The organism is Balneola sp. (assembly GCA_002694685.1).
Classification (GTDB): Bacteria; Bacteroidota; Rhodothermia; order Balneolales; family Balneolaceae; genus Gracilimonas.
This window is the reverse complement of record NZMW01000002.1, coordinates 198865-214644: the sequence shown is the minus strand read 5'-3', so window position 1 is coordinate 214644 and position 15780 is coordinate 198865. Positions and strand designations below refer to the sequence as shown.

The window sequence follows — 15780 nt, the reverse complement described above, 5'->3', positions numbered from 1 at the left end:
AATTACCACATCCAGCCAAAGATGAAGCTGATTTGAGCGGTACCAAAATACTTCCTCGGGTCATTAGCTTTTTCAAGAGGTGCAAAAGAGTCAGGGCCAACCTGAACTTGGGTTGATCCCAATCCACATGGATTTGTTGGAGCCATCCCTATTCTGCTTAAATCAGGCTGACAAGGTTCTAACACCTGAATTCCATCGGCAAAGTAGTTCATTGAATATCCAAACTGAATGGTTGACAAGTTTGAGAAGTTTTCACCGAAATCTACTCCTATCACAAATTCCCCGCCTAAACCCCAATGAGTTTCAGATTCATCAAAGCCTGAGAATACATCATTAATTCGTTCTGAATAACCATAAATAGCTGCGTCATTTTCTCTGAACCCGTTTTCAGAACTGTCATTAAAGTAGGCGTACGATAAAGCAAAAGTAGGTCCTACACTCAAAGAACTGAATACCCGAAAATTATCAGAAATGTCTTCTGCAAAAAATCTTTTCTTCAAACCAATATGTAACGGAAATGCCACTACCCGCTGGTACTTTTCAGGCACGGTCTTAAAACCAAAGTAGTAGTCAATGAAGGTTTGTTCTGTAGGATCTTTGAGTCCTAAAATCTTCAAAGAGATGAGTGCTTCAGAGTAAGAGTTTAAGCCGAATCTAAATTGTCCTCCAGCGCCAAACCCAAAATCACTCAGAGAGAGGTTAATACCAAAACCAGTTTTATATCCTTCGTCAAATAGGTTTCTCGGGACTTCCTTTTTTTGCACCTGAGGCTCTCCAAATTGTGCAATAACTGGGTGCGACACTCCAATAAGCAGAAATAATAGAGTATACGTGATCAAATTTTTCATTAAAAAATCGGGTTTATGAGCGTTTTAAGTACATTATCTGCAACTAAAACGAAATTTTATTCATTTTCTTATTGCCTTAAAGCAATAACCTGTTATTTTCAGCACAAATTTTCGATCTATTAAACATTCCTTTAAAATAATTAATTCAAGCTACAAAGCATGAATTCACACACAACTTATTTTGTATTTGGGCCAACTGCAACGCTACGCAGAATGTCTTCTAAAATGTTCAAAGAGCATCCGCCTAAATTTCTATACGAATATTCACCTGAGGGTTCTTCAGAAACGATTTATGTAGCCGTTTATGAAGAATATGAAAAACAGATTAACTCAAGTGTTACACTTACTTGTATTGTTGAAAGCTTAGGCAAGCATAATAAAATTGTTCTTAAAAAGACTGGTGGACGCATGGGTTTCAGAGGCAGTTCACTTTCCGAAGAGCGTAACGTTGAATCTAACGTTATTGATTTTATTCTGGATTTCTCTAAACGTCATGGCTTAACGCTTCAGGAAGAACAGCCCCCAAAGCAAGCCGAGGAAGAATAATTCATGCCAAAAGTTCCTTCCGTATGGACGGTTCTTAGCATGTTGGAGTGGGCGACTAAGTTTTTTGAAGAAAAAAACGTAAAGTCACCACGAATGAGTATCGAGTGGCTCCTTGCAGATGTACTATCCATTAAACGACTGGATCTTTACCTGGAATACGACCGCCCTCTTTCCACTGCCGAACTGGATGAATTACGCCCAAAAGTTAAACGCCGCTCTCTTCACGAACCTCTTCAATACATAACCGGTGAAACCGACTTTCACCATGTTCACATCAAAGTTGAGCCCGGTGTACTAATACCGAGGCAAGAGACCGAAGAACTTGTTGCCTGGATTCTTGAACTATATCCCAAAGAAACAGAGCTTACTGTTTTAGATGTTGGAACAGGTTCCGGCTGTATTCCTATCGCTTTAAAAAACTCAAGACCAAATTGGAGCCTCTATGGTTCTGATGTTTCAGATACAGCTTTAGAGATTGCGAGAAAGAACGCATCATATAATGAAGTAGATGTTGAGTTTGCTAAGGATGACTTATTCCAGCCTTCTCATTTTTCTGACTCCAAATTCAATCTCATCATATCCAACCCTCCATACATCCTTCCTTCAGAAAAATCTAATCTTGACCAAGAGGTTAAAAACTACGAACCGGAGGAAGCTTTATTCTGTGATTCTACCCAAAAAATGTACGGAGCTATAGAGAAATTAAGTACACAATTACTGTCCAAAAATGGAGCTTTATTTTTAGAGCTTCATGAAGATACCGCTCAGGAAGTGCAGGAGCTATATTTGAATAATAATTGGGAGGTAAACTTAAAAAATGACTACGGTAATAAGCCAAGGTTTTTATTAGCAAAAAAACTTGACTAGGGTGATTTTTTTTATTGAAGAAGTCAACCCTATGATGTGGAATAAAAATGTGGAAAACTTGTGGAAAAATATTTTCCCTGTATTTTAATCCCATTAAAAAAAGGGCATTTCCTTGTTAAGGCAATGTTACGCGCTGTCAAGTAGAATTTTAGAATTATTTGGATAAAGTCATAAGTCACTGGCGCGCAGTCTTTTAAAAGTTATAAGTGAATGTGGATAACTTTTTGAAAACGCCCTAAAGTAGGTTTGACAAGTGTTCAATAAATTGGCATTTTCTCAGCAGTTCAAAATCGGGAATATTGTTTTTTTCTGTGGATAACTGGTTTTGATTTGATCTAAGAACAATAAGTATTTACCTCTAGGGGGATAAGGGAAATTGCACGAGCTTTCGGTTGAATCGGCATGGGAAAAGTGCCTAGATATTATTAAGGATAACATTAGCTACCAAAAGTATAAGTCATGGTTTGAGCCTATCAAACCAGTATCCCTTAAAGATGGAACTCTTACTGTTCAGGTACCCAGCCAGTTTTGGTACGAATGGTTGGAAGAGCACTATTATAATATGCTGCGCTCTACGCTCGCCAAAGTTCTTGGACCTGAAGGTAAATTGGAGTATTCCATTGTTATGGAAAAGTCGGATCAGTTTGAGCATAATCGCTCAGTGAGAATGCCCCAAAGACCAATGGGTCCTGTACAACCTCAAGAGTCGAGTGGATATCCTGAGTACCACCCTGAACGAATTGAAAATCCATTTGTAATACCGGGGATCAGAAAGACCAAGATAGATTCGAACTTAAACAACAATTATGTTTTTGAGCGCTTTATTGAAGGTGACTGTAACCGACTCGCCCGATCCGCCGCCATGGCAATTGCTGATAACCCCGGAAGTAATTCCTTCAATCCATTTTTTGTATATGGACCAACAGGTTTAGGAAAAACTCACTTGGTTCAAAGTATTGGTAACAAGATTAAAGAGAAGTTCGGGGATGAGAAATCAGTACTATATATATCTTCCGAGGCTTTTACGAATGAGTTTGTTCACTCTATTCGGAATAACCGAGCCAGTGAGTTCTCCATGTTCTATCGAAACATTGATGTGTTGATGGTAGATGACATTCAGTTCTTCAGCGGAAAAGAAAAAACTCAGGAAGAATTCTTCCACATTTTTAACGCACTTCACCAAGACGGCAAACAGATTATTCTAAGCAGTGATCGCGCTCCTAAGGACGTTCCTGATATCGAAGAACGGCTTATATCCCGCTTTGGTTGGGGACTTAGTGCTGACCTTAAAATGCCTGAATATGAAACCCGCTATGCTATCCTTGAACGCAAAGCGAATGACAACGGCATAGAAATTGACCCACAAATTATTGAGTTCATCGCTCATAACTTCAAATCTAATGTTCGGGATTTAGAAGGGGCTATCATCAAACTTTTAGCACACGCTTCACTACAAAGTATCGATGACATTGATTTAGCTATGGCCAAGCGAGTGCTCAAAGACATGGTCAAAGATTCCAACACACAGATCTCCATTGAGTCGATCCAAAATTATGTGTGTGATTACTTTGGTATTGATACCAATAAAGTCCGTGAGAAAACCCGGAAGCAGGAAATCGTTGAAGCGAGACAAATCGCGATGTATCTCTCCAAAAAATTCACCAAGTCTAGCTTAAAGACTATTGGACTACATTTTGGCGGGCGAGATCATTCTACCGTAATTCATGCCATTTCAACGGTTGAAGAGCGCATTTCTACCAGTGCAAAGCACAAGCGCATGGTTGAAGAACTTCATCAGCGTATCGAAGTCGCAAGCTTGTAATCATGGATTCCCTCTCTGTTAAAGGAATGAAATTTCATGGTCTGCACGGAGTTCAAGAACAGGAAAAAATAGAAGGCAACGACTTTGAGGTGGACGTAGTTTTCCAAGCTGACTTATCGAAGGCTGCCTCCACGGATAATCTGAAAGATGCCATCAACTACACCAAGGTTCAGGAAATAACCGCATCGGTAATGCATGGAGATTCGGTTGATCTCATTGAACGGCTCTGTTTCGATATTGGGACTAAACTTGCAAATCACTTTAAAGAAGCGGAAGAACTTGAAGTATGCGTTCGCAAGTTAAATCCTCCAATTAAGGCTCCTGTTGCTTATACCGAGGCGAGGATGTCATGGCCCAGGTAGTGATTGCACTGGGTTCAAATTTGAATGATCCTCATCAACAACTACAGAAAGCTTCAGCCTTTTTAGAAAACCTCTCGGATTCACAGCCCCAAAAATCCAGTATCTATAAATCGGAACCGGTTGGCCCTTCAGAAAATGATTTTCTAAACGGAGTGATTGTCATTGAAACCGACCTCTCTCCTGAAAAATTATTTGAGAAGCTTAAAGCTCAGGAAAAAAAACAAGGCCGTCCCTCCCGCTATCCCAAATGGACTGCCCGCACTATTGATTTGGATATTATTGCCTATGATAACTTGGTCATTGAAACAGATAGCCTTATCATTCCCCATCAGGAATACACCCGGCGTTTGTTTGTGTTATTGCCGCTAAGCGACGTTTTTCCTCAATGGAAAGATCCTAATTCCGCACAGCACATTAACGCACTCATTGAAGAAGCGCCGAGTCTCAAAATTGTTAAAACTACATTGAACTGGTAGCTGATGCCCAACTCTTATGATTTTATTGCCATTGAAGGTGTGATTGGAGCAGGTAAAACTTCTCTTGCCACTCTGTTGGCTGAGCGCCGGAACGCCCGCCTTGTTTTGGAAGAGTTTGAAGACAATGCTTTTTTGCCAAAATTTTATGAAGACCGTGAGCGATATGCCTTCCAAACACAGCTGGCTTTTTTAGCGAGCCGTTTTAAGCAGCAGCAAAATATGATGAGCCAGGATCTGTTTCATCAGTTTACGATTTCAGATTACATTTTTGACAAAGATCGCATTTTTGCACGGCTGAATCTCGATCAGGATGAGATGGCCCTGTACGACAACATTTTCAACATAATGACCGGGATTGCCCCACAACCTGACCTGATTATTTATATACAGTCATCCATTGAACGGCTCATGGAGAACATCAATAACCGTGGGCGCGATTACGAGCGAAACATAACCCCGGAATATCTGAAAGAGCTTAATGATGCCTACAACCATTTTTTCCACCATTATAACCGGGCTCCGTTAATTGTATTGAATGCTTCTGAGATAGATTTTGTCAATAATGAAGAACACCTTGCTTATATTGAAGAGCAAATTTTTGAAAAGCCGGTTCACACTAACACACACATTCATATTGCGCCTTGAGCCATGCTTAAGTTTATAGTTTTCAGCATAGCATTTTTCTTTGTGATAAGATATATCAACCGATTGTTCTTACCTTCCAGTAAGCGCCAACAAAATTTCAACCCATTTTCTGGATCGTCCAGAAACAGGGGAAAGAATTTTGATGAAATTGAAGAAGCCGAATACGAAGATCTTTCTAATAAAGACAACTAAACACACTCCATGAATTTCGAAGAGAAACTAAATAAAGGATTTGAATTACTACGCGAAAAAGACATCGATTATGCTTTGGACGTAGCACGAGAGTTGCAGAAAGAAGAACCCGATTCCCACGAAGCTTACTACCTGGAAGCTTTGGTTATGCAGCAGCTCAATCAGTGGAGCCATAGTATTGAAGCCATTGAAAAAGCAATCAAGCTCGATGATGACAACGCTCCGTACTACAACCTCCGCGGAAATGTACGCATGCAACTGGAAAAGCTTGACGGAGCAGAAGAAGATTTTGATAAAGCCATTGAGCTTAGCGACACCTCAGCTGCTCACCGTAACAAAGTTATGTTAATGTTGATGACTGACCGCGGCCAAGAAGCTATTCCTTATTTAATCGAGCGAATCAAAAAAGATCCAAAAGATGCCGAGAACTGGATCCTGATGGGCGACATGATTAACAAAGGCGGTCAACCTGATAAAGCTGCCACTTATTACGAGCAGGCGCTCAAGATTGATCCTGAGAACGATTATGCCAAGCGTCAGCTTGAAGGCGAAGACGAACTTTGAACAAGGAACACTCAAATCTGAATGTATTAATGCTCGATCAAGTCATCTCGCGGCGAAGGCCCGAGATCCGGATGGCAGAAAAGAATCACGTTACATTTATTACATCAAGATTCCTGCCTTCGCAGGAATGACTTTTTCACCTTGCTCCTGACGCTCTGCGTCGGAGTAAATGATAGATTATAAAACTAAAGGCTAAAGCGAATCGTCTTATGGTTGAATAAGAGCAATTCGCCTAAGCCTGACGTGAATATCTGAACGGATGTACACTCAGCAAAACCCATTCATTTATTTGGATGGGTTTTTTTGTGGAAATCCGTTGAACTTTGAAGCTTAAAAACGCTATATTTGTCGCCCTTGATTTACTACCAATGCTCACGTGGCGGAATTGGTAGACGCGCACGCTTGAGGGGCGTGTGACCTAACGGTCGTGGAGGTTCGACTCCTCTCGTGAGCACTTTTACCAAAGCCTGTTTCTTGAATAAAGAAACAGGCTTTTTTCTTATCTCTTAACTATTTGAACTCGTTGCTTTGCTCCCCGAAAGATTAAGATAGCACAGTGATGTTGGTGTAATTTTAGAGTGCTATTTATATAAATAATTTAATTCATAATTTATTCTATATTATAATAATTATTGCATTAATGATCCTTATTCATAATGTCACTAATTTTTTTTGTGAATAATTTTCAGCCCATCTACCTAGACTTGTATTACCTAGACTTAATATTTTATTCCAAAGCCAATCTAATATTCAATATTTATACTATTTTTATAATCAATATAACTTTATTGGAATATTTGAATTCACAGATGTGGATATATCTCAAATATTGTGGAAAAGTAATTGATTTATTTCTTGCCCAAACATCAATACCCGTCTATATTAAGAGTACTTCTTTAGGAGATAAGGTATCGGGATTAGTAATATTAATATTGTCTCTCATCTACGAAGGTTTCAACAACATTAAATACACTAACGAAGTACACAATGAAAGACTTAAAAATTTCTACCCTCACCCGTGATCAGATACTACTGATCAGCAACTATAATTCGATAAAGAGAGAATTGTACAAATATACCTTCAAACATTTCAAAATTGACAGGAAGTCAATTAGGAGGTACAGTTTTCTTGAAATCTGTGAACTGATGGAGACAACCAGTAAACTCCCATATAGTTTAATCAGGAATCTGAGATGTATTCACCAAATCAATGAAGAGTTCTTATTGGAAGAACACCAATCTGCTTACTCTCTTGGTGGAACAACTGGTTTTCTAGTTCAGGAAGCTTCTGATTACGTGAAGCCAGATAATTATGGAAAAAGTGAATTACTTGAAATACTACTCAAGTATGTACACTCCAGGTTGAAAAAATTGAATTCAAATAGATGATTAAAAAGGGGGTCAAATGATCCCCTTTTTATTTGTACAACCCCGCCAGCTCCCATTTAGCAATCACATCCTTAATCAAATTCCCAATTCGGGTGTTTACTCTGCTGAAGTACTCATCTGCCTGATCCTGATCAAACGTTGGGAAGCCCTGCCCTGCTTCATATAAACCAATGGATGAGGGAAACGGATAGGCTGACCATGTGCTCCCGCTCGGATAGGGCGTCGTCATTTCTTCGCCGGTGTATCTTTCGGGGTGAATGTGATCCGGGACTATAGCCTGCATGTATCCACTTTCGTTATTTCCGGCGTGACCTCCATTTTCACCAAACACCGCAAAAGTATCTTCTGAGGCTACACTCCACCAATTCACCACCAGAATCCGCACTTCCAGAGCCTGAGAAAGTTCAGTCGCTACGTTTTGCAAAATGGCTGTTTGTGGTCCGCCGTGTCCATTCAGAATAATAATGTTCTTGAATTTGTTCTTCGCCATACCCCGAATGATATCACCCACAAACCCCTGATACGATTCTTCGCTGATGGCAAAAGCCCCGGGGTAACCCGCCAGACTCCCGGTAACGCCATAATTTAACGTTGGGGCAATCATGGCGTTCACTTCATCTGCAAGCGCCTTAGCCATGGCTTCAGGTGCCAGGTTATCTGAGCCATTTGGAATCACTCCATGCGGTTCAAGCGTGCCAACCGGAAGCAGTACCGTTTCGATTTGGCTGGGAATAAACTCCGCAAACTCCATCCAGTTAATGAGATTCATTTCACGGGTAGTTGGTTCTTGCTGGGCGTCAGCATGTTGATTTAACATCAAAAAAGAGCAAAGGAAAAGATAAAGATACTTCATAACCGGGCTATTAAGTTTGTTTTCAATCTGATTTTAGAATGAACGCGTATTTTATGATGAAAGCAAAGCAATGGTCGGTATTCTAAGAAACGAAGTTTGGTAAAGTAATTGTTACTAATCGTGTAATAGAATTAAAACCAATGTAGTCTATTCAATGAAACCGTAATTAGATGGTAGATTGTCATGTTTAAATCATTATTTATCAGTGGACTTATTTTAGGTCTCTCAACATTATCATTATCAGCTCAGGACATGGATATGAATAACGAGAAAAATTTAGAGAAAGCAACTTTTGGCGCAGGATGTTTCTGGTGCGTGGAAGCTATTTATGAAATTGTAGAAGGCATAGAGCACGTGGAATCAGGCTACTCTGGTGGTCATATTGAAAACCCTTCTTATCGAGAAGTGACTTCAGGGCGCACCGGTCATGCTGAAGTTGCACGGATTCACTTTGATCCGAATGTAATTTCTTACGAAGAACTGTTGGAAGTTCTATGGCACACACACAACCCTACCACATTAAACCGTCAGGGAAATGATGTAGGTACACAATATCGCTCCGTGATTTTCTATCATAATGAAGAGCAGAAGAAAATTGCAGAAGCTTCTTTGAAGAAAACGGACGAATCCGATTTATGGGATGATCCAATTGTGACTAAAATTCAGCCGCTTGAAAATTATTTTGTAGCTGAAAATTACCACCAGAATTACTTTGAGAATAATCCCAACGCCGGTTATTGCTCATTCGTAATTGCTCCTAAAGTGAAGAAGTTCAAAAAAGAATTCAGTCACTTACTGAAAGAAACTGAGAAAGTGAATTAATTTTCTACTCAATCCCGTAAGTCCCGTGCTTTAGTAAGGTGCGGGGCTTTTTTTATATCTATTCTTTTTTTTGAAATTAAACCACGCAAGCTCTACTTAGTTAGTATAACCCCACCTAAGGCATCCGTGCCAAGTCCCTCATTCAATAACAGGTAATTTGCTAACGGCGATAGTTTAAATTGAGGAGGAGGATCTGTAATAATGAACCGAATAGTACGATCATCAACTTTTATGAGTCTGGCTTTACCATTTCTCGGGATATATCCGGAAGTAAAATCAAACTCCAAGATAGTACTTTCTATTTGTGTGGAGTTCTTCAATGTATACTGAGGTGTATTTCCTGTCAGGTCAGCACAATCGCTTGCCCCACCCAAAATTCTCCCATCGGTCATACAATGCCAGCCTCTAAATCCACTACCATCTTCAACTAGCTTAATGGTCATAACAATCTTCCCCTCGTTAGTAATGGTCTCAAAATTCCATTCTCCAAGCCAGCTGGACGTCGTATCTGTATTCAGTTTAAGATTTCCAATTTCAGTTTTTTTCTGATCTTTAGAGTTGTTATAAAATTCAGCTCCGAGAAATAGAGTTATCGTAATACATACTCCTATTAACTTCATCTACTATGCCTGTCTATGTTTTTTCTTTAAAGTTCTTGAAACTAACGGCTTGAGCAAAACAAAACCTGTTCTTTTTTTATTTAGTTACTACCTGTATTATAGGTTTCTTAAACTTTTGCTCTAACTATTCATGGAATGAAGAAATATTCGATTTTAATACTGCTCCTTTTCTCTGCTAATTTATCTTTAGCCCAGCATCAAGCAGACACTACTATGACTTTTGAGGAATATCAGCCTGAATCGACGCTGGTGGTTCCGGGCGAAGTGGTTGAAGAAGCCAAGTTTCCCTTTGTAGATATTCACAGCCACCTTTGGAGAATGGCTTCTATGAATTTAAGTGAAATAACTCAACAAATGGACAGCCTGAACATGAAAGTGCTGGTAAATCTCAGTGGCCGTTCCGGAGAAACATTGAAGGCCATGGTCGATGCCGCCCGTGAACAAGCCCCCGGTCGCTTCATCGTTTTCGCCAATATTGATTTTGATGGGATTGATGACCCTAACTGGACTGAACGTACCGTTGCTCAACTGGAAGAAGATTACAACAATGGGGCACGGGGCGTAAAGATATTTAAGAACCTTGGACTAACTGTTCAGGATTCTGAAGGAAACCGAGTCCAAACCGACGACCCCAGAATTGACCCTGTGTGGGCAAAAGCTGGGGAATTGGGCATGCCCGTCCTAATTCATACCGGTGAACCTGCAGAGTTTTGGGAACCTATTGACGAAACCAACGAGCGATGGTTGGAAATGAAACAGTTCCCAAGCCGCCACCGTGGAGACTCAACCCGCTACCCCAGCTGGGAGGTTGTTATGAATGAACAATGGAATGTATTCCGCAAACATCCGGAGACAACATTCATCAATGCTCACTTTGGCTGGATGGCAAACGACTTAGAACGACTTGGTGAGCACCTGGATGAATTTCCAAATGTATATACCGAGACTGCCGCTATCATTGCTGAATTAGGACGCCAGCCTCGTTTTGCCAAAGAATTCTTTATTAAATATCAGGACCGCCTACTGTTTGGGAAAGATACCTACCGCCCTGTTGAGTATTGGACATACTTCCGTGTATTGGAAAGCGATGACGAGTATTTTGACTATTTTCGAAGACGACACGCTTTTTGGCAAATGTATGGATTGGATTTGCCGGATGAAGTGTTACGAAAAGTGTATTACAAAAACGCCTTGAAGATTCTGCCCGATATCGATGAATCTTTATTTGAAATATCTAACTAACCTAAATTAAATTTGATAACCATGAAGAAACTAATACAACTTTCTTTTTTATTGGTACTGGCTACTTTTTTTGTAGCTGAAACAGCTGTTGCTCAAGACCGCAGCAACAGCAGTGCTCGTCCAAGCCCAAATGCTTCTGTTAGCCAAACTATTGGTACAACTGAAGTAACAGTAACCTATGGACGTCCCGGTTTAAAAGGACGAGAGCTCGAAACACTTGCTCCAGTAGGCAAAGTTTGGAGAACCGGTGCTAATGAATCTGCAGCTATTGCTTTTTCTGATGATGTAATGGTAGGTGGCGAAGAAGTTGAAGCAGGAACTTACTCTCTATATTCTCTGCCAAATGGCGATGAATGGACAATCATCCTCAACAATAAATTATCTTGGGGAACCCAGTATGATATGGGTGAAGATTACGTTCGGGTACCAGCTGCTGCAGTAAATAACGGAGCAACCATGATGGAGCGTTTTACCATCTATTTTGATACGCTTACTGACACAAAAGCACATTTAAACCTACATTGGGGAACTACTAAAGTTGCCGTACCGATTACTACTGGTTCTATGTAATTCAAGATTTCAGACTATAAAAAAAAGCCCCGCACATTCGTTTATGTGCGGGGCTTTTTTATGTTCATCAATTTCATAAATAAAAAAATGGGCAAGCGACCTATATCACGCCGCTACGACCAGATTACCACTGCTGCGTTCCCGCCCTGATGGAGTTCAAAGGGAGCTGGCTGTATAGGACTTGCCCAAGGCTTTTAAGATAAGGGTTATTGGGGTCCACTATCAAGATTAAATTCATAGAATATTTGCCAATTTATAATAGCCCACATAACTGATACTTGTTGTTAAGCAGTCCCATATTGTCGAAAGTATTGCGAAATATGCCATTTTTCCTTTTATGTGGAGCAGCTTGCCTGTCACTAGGACTGGCCTTTTGGTTTGGGATGAAAAGAATGGCCTCGGTAGTCATTCAGAAAATGTGTAACCAAGCTGAGAATTCAACTCCATCAGAGTAGTGTAATTTTCACCTTTCCAAGCCTCCCTTTTTTATCAAATGGGAGACATTTTAATTTTTAGAAACCTTTCGAAACTTCCCGTTTATTAAGGCTTAAGATTATTCATATCTTTGGGTTCAATTAACTATTCATTATGCCCGAATTATCTTTTTTTGCACTTCCCATCATTATTTTCTTTTCCCGTATCGCAGATGTTTCTCTCGGGACCTTACGCATTACCATGGTTTCCCGTGGCTATAAATGGCAATCGGCCTTACTTGGTTTTTTCGAAGTATTGATTTGGGTGATAGTTGTAGCGCAGCTACTCAATAACCTTAATCACTGGGTTAACTATATTGCGTACGCAGCGGGATTCTCAGCAGGTACTTTCATCGGCTTATACATTGAGGAAAAGATGAAAGTAGGTACTGTTTTAGTACGTATCATAACCCTCTATAAGGCAGGAGATCTCATTGAAGCCTTAAAGGAGGCCGGAGTAGCTGTTACAAGTGTGGATGCTAAAGGCGGCTTTAATGACGTAAAGGTGATTTTCTCCGTTCTAAAAAGAAAGAAACTGAATAATATTTTTGAGATCGTTAAAGACGTAGATCCTGAAGCATTTTTCTCAACTGAAGATGTGAAGTACTCTAATAAGCATCATGACCATCTGGTAAATCCCGATAACCGGAGCCCCATTGATCGGTTATTGAGAATTCGGAAAGGTCTTTAGCTCGGCTTACTAAATACAACGGATCAGAAACTATACCCGTAATAAAATAAATTCCTCTAAAACCGATAGCCAAATTTTATACCCGGCCATACAGGAATAAAGGCAAGTCCCTGTTGAAGAATTAAACCAGCTAAAACATCCCCTATTATCAGACCCTCTATCGCAAAATTAAATCCTTGTTCTCCGATAAACTGATATCCTAGTGGTATGAAGGTAAGGTGGTCCGTGCCAACTGTTTCTCCATAAAAAGCGAAGAGTAAACCCGAATTAAACGTCCATCTCCTATCAGAAAGTTCTCCCTTGGAATGAATTCGGCCACCTGCATGTACTCCAAACAACCCTCCCCCAGCCTCAAAACTCACCTTGTTTGAGACAAAGTAATCTGCTGAAACAGAAGCGAAAAGCGACGGGCCTCCGCCATAGAAACTTAGTCCAAAAGGTCTTTCTTCTCTTGGATTTTGTTGTGAGTAAAGCTGAGTTGAGAAAGCAATTATTACTAAAAACAGTAATCCGACCTTTACGTTTTTCATCATTCAGGGATTTTGAGTGAATCCTCTAAGAAAAGCTCAATTATACTGCGAGGGTTGGCTAATGTGCTTGAACCTAATTAAATAAAAAAAACTGAGAATTACTCACCATTAATAGTAACTACCAACCGTCTCGCCCCGCCATGGTTACGATGTTCACACAAATAAACCCCTTGCCAGGTTCCTAAATTAAATCGACCGTTTGTGATGGGAATAGAAACAGATGACCCAAGCAGCGAGCTTTTGATGTGGGAAGTCATATCATCGGTGCCTTCCAGCGTATGCTCGTAAAGAGAAGTGTCTTCAGGAACTGCTCTGCTAAAATGTGATTCAAAATCCCTGCGTACTGATGGGTCCGCATTTTCATTGATCGTCAAACCTGCGCTTGTATGCTGGATAAAGATGTGTGCCAGCCCGGTTTTTATATCCTTGATTTCAGGTACTTCCCGAAGAATTTCATCAGTTACGATATGATATCCTCTTGACTTCGGTGATAGCTTAAATTCTTTTTGAATCCACATGTTTTCGTTATTTGTGTATTCGTTAATCGATCCAACTCGATTAATGAATAACGATTAAACTAATTTGCTTCTTCCGCTTCCAGCTTATCTTCAAAAGGCTTGATGACTTCTTCCACATCTTTGGTGCCTTCGAAATACTCCAGCACTTGTAGCAAAACTTCGTCTACTAATACATCAGGGCAGGAAGCACCTGAAGTTAGGGCTACTTTTAGTGGGTTTTTATTGGATGGAAGCCAGCTATCTGTCTGCTTCATCTCTTTATCCCACTGATTGAAATGCTGGATCCTTTTAGCTGAAAGTTCCCCTTTGTCACGCACGTGATACGTTGGGAATTCGTGTTCCAAGATCTCTACCAGATGCATGGTATTGGAAGAATTATATCCACCAACAACTAAAGCAACATCAGCATCTGTTTCAGCTAAGGCGAGCGTTGCTGACTGATTTTCATTGGTCGCATAGCAAAGGGTATCAGAAGTTTCTGCAAAGTGATCAATGATATCTGCTTCTCCATATCTTTTGATGGCTGCTTCTTTTAGGATATCCATTACGCGCTGTGTTTCGGTAGCCAGCATCGTTGTTTGGTTAATCACCCCAAACCGGATCATATCTTCCAGTGGATTAAATCCTTCCGTAGATTTGTGACCAAAGTATTTTTCAAAATCAGAAAGCGGACGATCTTCGGTGAGAATATCTGCCAGAATTTGAGCTTCTTCGGGATTTAAAACTACAACAACTTCAGAATGATCAGCGCTGTGGGAAAATGTCGCCCGGGTTTCTTCATGCCGGTGTTTCCCGTGAACCACCAGGCTGTAATCTTTTTTACCGAGCTGCTTTCCACGCTTCCATACCTTCTCCACAAATGGGCATGTGGTGTTGTACTGATAAGGATCAATACCAACTTCTTGCAGCAGTTCCTGAATTTCAATGGTGGTTCCAAAAGCTGGAACAATCACAATATCTTCAGAACTAAGCGAAGAGATTGGAATGCGTTCAGTCCCATCGGTATCAAATAAAAACTTCACACCTCGTTTTAATAAATCCTCGTTTACGGTAGGATTGTGAATCATTTCGCTGAGCAGATAAATACTCTTATCCGGGTTTTCAGCTACTGTTCGGTAAGCAATATCGATGGCATTCTCTACACCATAGCAAAATCCAAAAAAGCGGGGGATGTAGAACTGTACCGGACCAAAGTCGAGTAAGGTCGGTTCCAGATCTTTTTTCATAGGATCTATGATCTTCGTCGCCTCCTTCACCTTTCGGATGATGGGCGATTGGTACATTTCCGGTATGTCGAATTTTTTTCTTGCCAATGTTCGTTATTCGTTTATTTCGTTAATCGTGTAATCGACTTCTGGCTCTTTAACATGGTCAGCCTTCGTTCTTTTTAGATAACCAATATATCCGTTGACAAGTTTGATTGCCCTTATTGTTTCTTTTTTTAATTCGGCAACTTCTTTCTTGTCAAAGTATTCTTCATCGAATCCGCATGACAAATGATCTATTAATTCGTACAGTGAACCTCTGGCTTGCCTGGAATATTGGATATTCTCCTGATAATGAAAACGACCATATCCTTCTGCAATATTTGCTGTTACTGACCGTGAAGCTCTAATCATCTGGTCTTTTAACTTAAATGTCTCTTCCTTTGGTAGTGCTTTACAAAGTGAAGAAATTCGTTTTCGTAAATCTCTTGAAACCTGCCAAACCAACAGGTCTTCAAAAGTGGCAATATCTTGTTTCTTATTTC

20 protein-coding genes, 1 tRNA gene and 1 other RNA gene are annotated in these 15780 nt (G+C 40.3%); 14 read left to right on the top strand and 8 right to left on the bottom strand.

Annotated features, from left to right (window positions below; genetic code table 11):
• Nucleotides 1–2: 2 nt before the first annotated feature.
• Nucleotides 3–848: a hypothetical protein gene (locus CL667_04810; protein ID MAL17013.1), complete on the bottom strand. Its 846-nt coding sequence runs from the start codon at nucleotides 846–848 to the stop codon at nucleotides 3–5.
• A gap of 159 nt (nucleotides 849–1007) precedes the next feature.
• Here CL667_04810 and CL667_04805 point away from each other — a divergent pair, with 159 nt between their 5' ends.
• The 10 genes from CL667_04805 (at nucleotide 1008) to CL667_04760 (ending at nucleotide 7711) form a co-directional block, all read left to right on the top strand.
• Nucleotides 1008–1394, top strand: a complete 387-nt coding sequence (locus CL667_04805) for a hypothetical protein (protein ID MAL17012.1) — start codon at nucleotides 1008–1010, stop codon at nucleotides 1392–1394.
• A 3-nt stretch (nucleotides 1395–1397) separates the two neighbouring features.
• Nucleotides 1398–2261, top strand: a complete 864-nt coding sequence (gene prmC, locus CL667_04800; GenBank protein MAL17011.1) for a protein-(glutamine-N5) methyltransferase, release factor-specific — start codon at nucleotides 1398–1400, stop codon at nucleotides 2259–2261.
• 376 nt (nucleotides 2262–2637) lie between these two features.
• Complete coding sequence (locus CL667_04795; GenBank protein MAL17010.1) at nucleotides 2638–4083, top strand: chromosomal replication initiator protein DnaA; 1446 nt, start codon at nucleotides 2638–2640, stop codon at nucleotides 4081–4083.
• Between the two features lie 2 nt (nucleotides 4084–4085).
• On the top strand, nucleotides 4086–4445 hold the full coding sequence (folB, locus tag CL667_04790; GenBank protein MAL17009.1) for a dihydroneopterin aldolase: 360 nt from the start codon (nucleotides 4086–4088) through the stop codon (nucleotides 4443–4445).
• Nucleotides 4433–4921 (top strand): 2-amino-4-hydroxy-6-hydroxymethyldihydropteridine diphosphokinase, encoded by a 489-nt coding sequence (folK, locus tag CL667_04785; GenBank protein MAL17008.1) that lies wholly within the window; start codon nucleotides 4433–4435, stop codon nucleotides 4919–4921. Before folB ends, folK begins: the two co-directional genes overlap by 13 nt.
• A 3-nt stretch (nucleotides 4922–4924) precedes the next feature.
• On the top strand, nucleotides 4925–5566 hold the full coding sequence (locus tag CL667_04780; GenBank protein MAL17007.1) for a deoxynucleoside kinase: 642 nt from the start codon (nucleotides 4925–4927) through the stop codon (nucleotides 5564–5566).
• Between the two features lie 3 nt (nucleotides 5567–5569).
• Nucleotides 5570–5758: a hypothetical protein gene (locus CL667_04775; protein MAL17006.1), complete on the top strand. Its 189-nt coding sequence runs from the start codon at nucleotides 5570–5572 to the stop codon at nucleotides 5756–5758.
• 9 nt (nucleotides 5759–5767) lie between these two features.
• Nucleotides 5768–6322 (top strand): hypothetical protein, encoded by a 555-nt coding sequence (locus tag CL667_04770; GenBank protein ID MAL17005.1) that lies wholly within the window; start codon nucleotides 5768–5770, stop codon nucleotides 6320–6322.
• A gap of 370 nt (nucleotides 6323–6692) precedes the next feature.
• Nucleotides 6693–6776, top strand: a tRNA-Leu gene (locus tag CL667_04765).
• A 533-nt stretch (nucleotides 6777–7309) separates the two neighbouring features.
• Entirely contained in the window at nucleotides 7310–7711 is a 402-nt protein-coding gene (locus tag CL667_04760; GenBank protein MAL17004.1) for a hypothetical protein, read from the top strand.
• Between the two features lie 28 nt (nucleotides 7712–7739).
• Here the strand turns inward: CL667_04760 and CL667_04755 are convergent, their stop codons facing one another.
• Entirely contained in the window at nucleotides 7740–8564 is an 825-nt protein-coding gene (locus CL667_04755; protein MAL17003.1) for a creatininase, read from the bottom strand.
• A gap of 183 nt (nucleotides 8565–8747) precedes the next feature.
• On the opposite strand from CL667_04755, the gene msrA reads away from it, so the two are divergent.
• Entirely contained in the window at nucleotides 8748–9386 is a 639-nt protein-coding gene (gene msrA, locus CL667_04750) for a peptide-methionine (S)-S-oxide reductase (protein ID MAL17002.1), read from the top strand.
• 92 nt (nucleotides 9387–9478) lie between these two features.
• On the opposite strand, the gene CL667_04745 is transcribed toward msrA, so the two are convergent.
• Nucleotides 9479–10006, bottom strand: coding sequence for a hypothetical protein (locus CL667_04745; protein ID MAL17001.1), 528 nt, complete (start codon nucleotides 10004–10006; stop codon nucleotides 9479–9481).
• 135 nt (nucleotides 10007–10141) lie between these two features.
• Here CL667_04745 and CL667_04740 point away from each other — a divergent pair, with 135 nt between their 5' ends.
• Together CL667_04740 and CL667_04735 are read left to right on the top strand one after the other, a co-directional pair.
• Complete coding sequence (locus tag CL667_04740; protein MAL17000.1) at nucleotides 10142–11248, top strand: amidohydrolase; 1107 nt, start codon at nucleotides 10142–10144, stop codon at nucleotides 11246–11248.
• A gap of 21 nt (nucleotides 11249–11269) precedes the next feature.
• Nucleotides 11270–11818 carry a hypothetical protein gene (locus CL667_04735; protein ID MAL16999.1) on the top strand — a complete coding sequence of 183 codons (549 nt, stop codon included), beginning with the start codon at nucleotides 11270–11272 and terminating at the stop codon, nucleotides 11816–11818.
• 86 nt (nucleotides 11819–11904) lie between these two features.
• Here the strand turns inward: CL667_04735 and ffs are convergent.
• Nucleotides 11905–12005: signal recognition particle sRNA small type (ffs, locus tag CL667_04730), an RNA gene on the bottom strand.
• A gap of 401 nt (nucleotides 12006–12406) precedes the next feature.
• Here ffs and CL667_04725 point away from each other — a divergent pair.
• Complete coding sequence (locus tag CL667_04725; GenBank protein MAL16998.1) at nucleotides 12407–12982, top strand: hypothetical protein; 576 nt, start codon at nucleotides 12407–12409, stop codon at nucleotides 12980–12982.
• Between the two features lie 56 nt (nucleotides 12983–13038).
• Here the strand turns inward: CL667_04725 and CL667_04720 are convergent, their stop codons facing one another.
• The 4 genes from CL667_04720 to CL667_04705 all read right to left on the bottom strand — a co-directional run bounded on the left by CL667_04720 (nucleotide 13039) and on the right by CL667_04705 (nucleotide 15763).
• Nucleotides 13039–13515: a hypothetical protein gene (locus CL667_04720; protein ID MAL16997.1), complete on the bottom strand. Its 477-nt coding sequence runs from the start codon at nucleotides 13513–13515 to the stop codon at nucleotides 13039–13041.
• A 95-nt stretch (nucleotides 13516–13610) separates the two neighbouring features.
• The gene (locus tag CL667_04715; GenBank protein ID MAL16996.1) at nucleotides 13611–14030 is read right to left on the bottom strand and encodes a hypothetical protein; all 420 of its coding nucleotides are present in this window, start codon (nucleotides 14028–14030) and stop codon (nucleotides 13611–13613) included.
• A gap of 59 nt (nucleotides 14031–14089) precedes the next feature.
• Nucleotides 14090–15313, bottom strand: a complete 1224-nt coding sequence (ispH, locus tag CL667_04710; GenBank protein MAL16995.1) for a 4-hydroxy-3-methylbut-2-enyl diphosphate reductase — start codon at nucleotides 15311–15313, stop codon at nucleotides 14090–14092.
• Nucleotides 15314–15349: 36 nt separating this feature from the next.
• Entirely contained in the window at nucleotides 15350–15763 is a 414-nt protein-coding gene (locus tag CL667_04705; protein MAL16994.1) for a four helix bundle protein, read from the bottom strand.
• Between the last annotated feature and the right edge of the window lie 17 nt (nucleotides 15764–15780).

Coding starts and splice junctions, on each gene's coding strand:
- CL667_04780 (MAL17007.1), top strand. CDS start 4,925: ATGCCCAACTCTTATGATTTTATTGCCATTGAAGGTGTGATTGGAGCA.
- ispH (MAL16995.1), bottom strand. CDS start 15,313: ATGTACCAATCGCCCATCATCCGAAAGGTGAAGGAGGCGACGAAGATC.
- CL667_04715 (MAL16996.1), bottom strand. CDS start 14,030: ATGTGGATTCAAAAAGAATTTAAGCTATCACCGAAGTCAAGAGGATAT.
- msrA (MAL17002.1), top strand. CDS start 8,748: ATGTTTAAATCATTATTTATCAGTGGACTTATTTTAGGTCTCTCAACA.
- CL667_04810 (MAL17013.1), bottom strand. CDS start 848: ATGAAAAATTTGATCACGTATACTCTATTATTTCTGCTTATTGGAGTG.
- CL667_04745 (MAL17001.1), bottom strand. CDS start 10,006: ATGAAGTTAATAGGAGTATGTATTACGATAACTCTATTTCTCGGAGCT.
- prmC (MAL17011.1), top strand. CDS start 1,398: ATGCCAAAAGTTCCTTCCGTATGGACGGTTCTTAGCATGTTGGAGTGG.
- CL667_04735 (MAL16999.1), top strand. CDS start 11,270: ATGAAGAAACTAATACAACTTTCTTTTTTATTGGTACTGGCTACTTTT.
- folK (MAL17008.1), top strand. CDS start 4,433: ATGGCCCAGGTAGTGATTGCACTGGGTTCAAATTTGAATGATCCTCAT.
- CL667_04775 (MAL17006.1), top strand. CDS start 5,570: ATGCTTAAGTTTATAGTTTTCAGCATAGCATTTTTCTTTGTGATAAGA.
- CL667_04725 (MAL16998.1), top strand. CDS start 12,407: ATGCCCGAATTATCTTTTTTTGCACTTCCCATCATTATTTTCTTTTCC.
- CL667_04760 (MAL17004.1), top strand. CDS start 7,310: ATGAAAGACTTAAAAATTTCTACCCTCACCCGTGATCAGATACTACTG.
- folB (MAL17009.1), top strand. CDS start 4,086: ATGGATTCCCTCTCTGTTAAAGGAATGAAATTTCATGGTCTGCACGGA.
- CL667_04805 (MAL17012.1), top strand. CDS start 1,008: ATGAATTCACACACAACTTATTTTGTATTTGGGCCAACTGCAACGCTA.
- CL667_04720 (MAL16997.1), bottom strand. CDS start 13,515: ATGATGAAAAACGTAAAGGTCGGATTACTGTTTTTAGTAATAATTGCT.
- CL667_04770 (MAL17005.1), top strand. CDS start 5,768: ATGAATTTCGAAGAGAAACTAAATAAAGGATTTGAATTACTACGCGAA.
- CL667_04740 (MAL17000.1), top strand. CDS start 10,142: ATGAAGAAATATTCGATTTTAATACTGCTCCTTTTCTCTGCTAATTTA.
- CL667_04755 (MAL17003.1), bottom strand. CDS start 8,564: ATGAAGTATCTTTATCTTTTCCTTTGCTCTTTTTTGATGTTAAATCAA.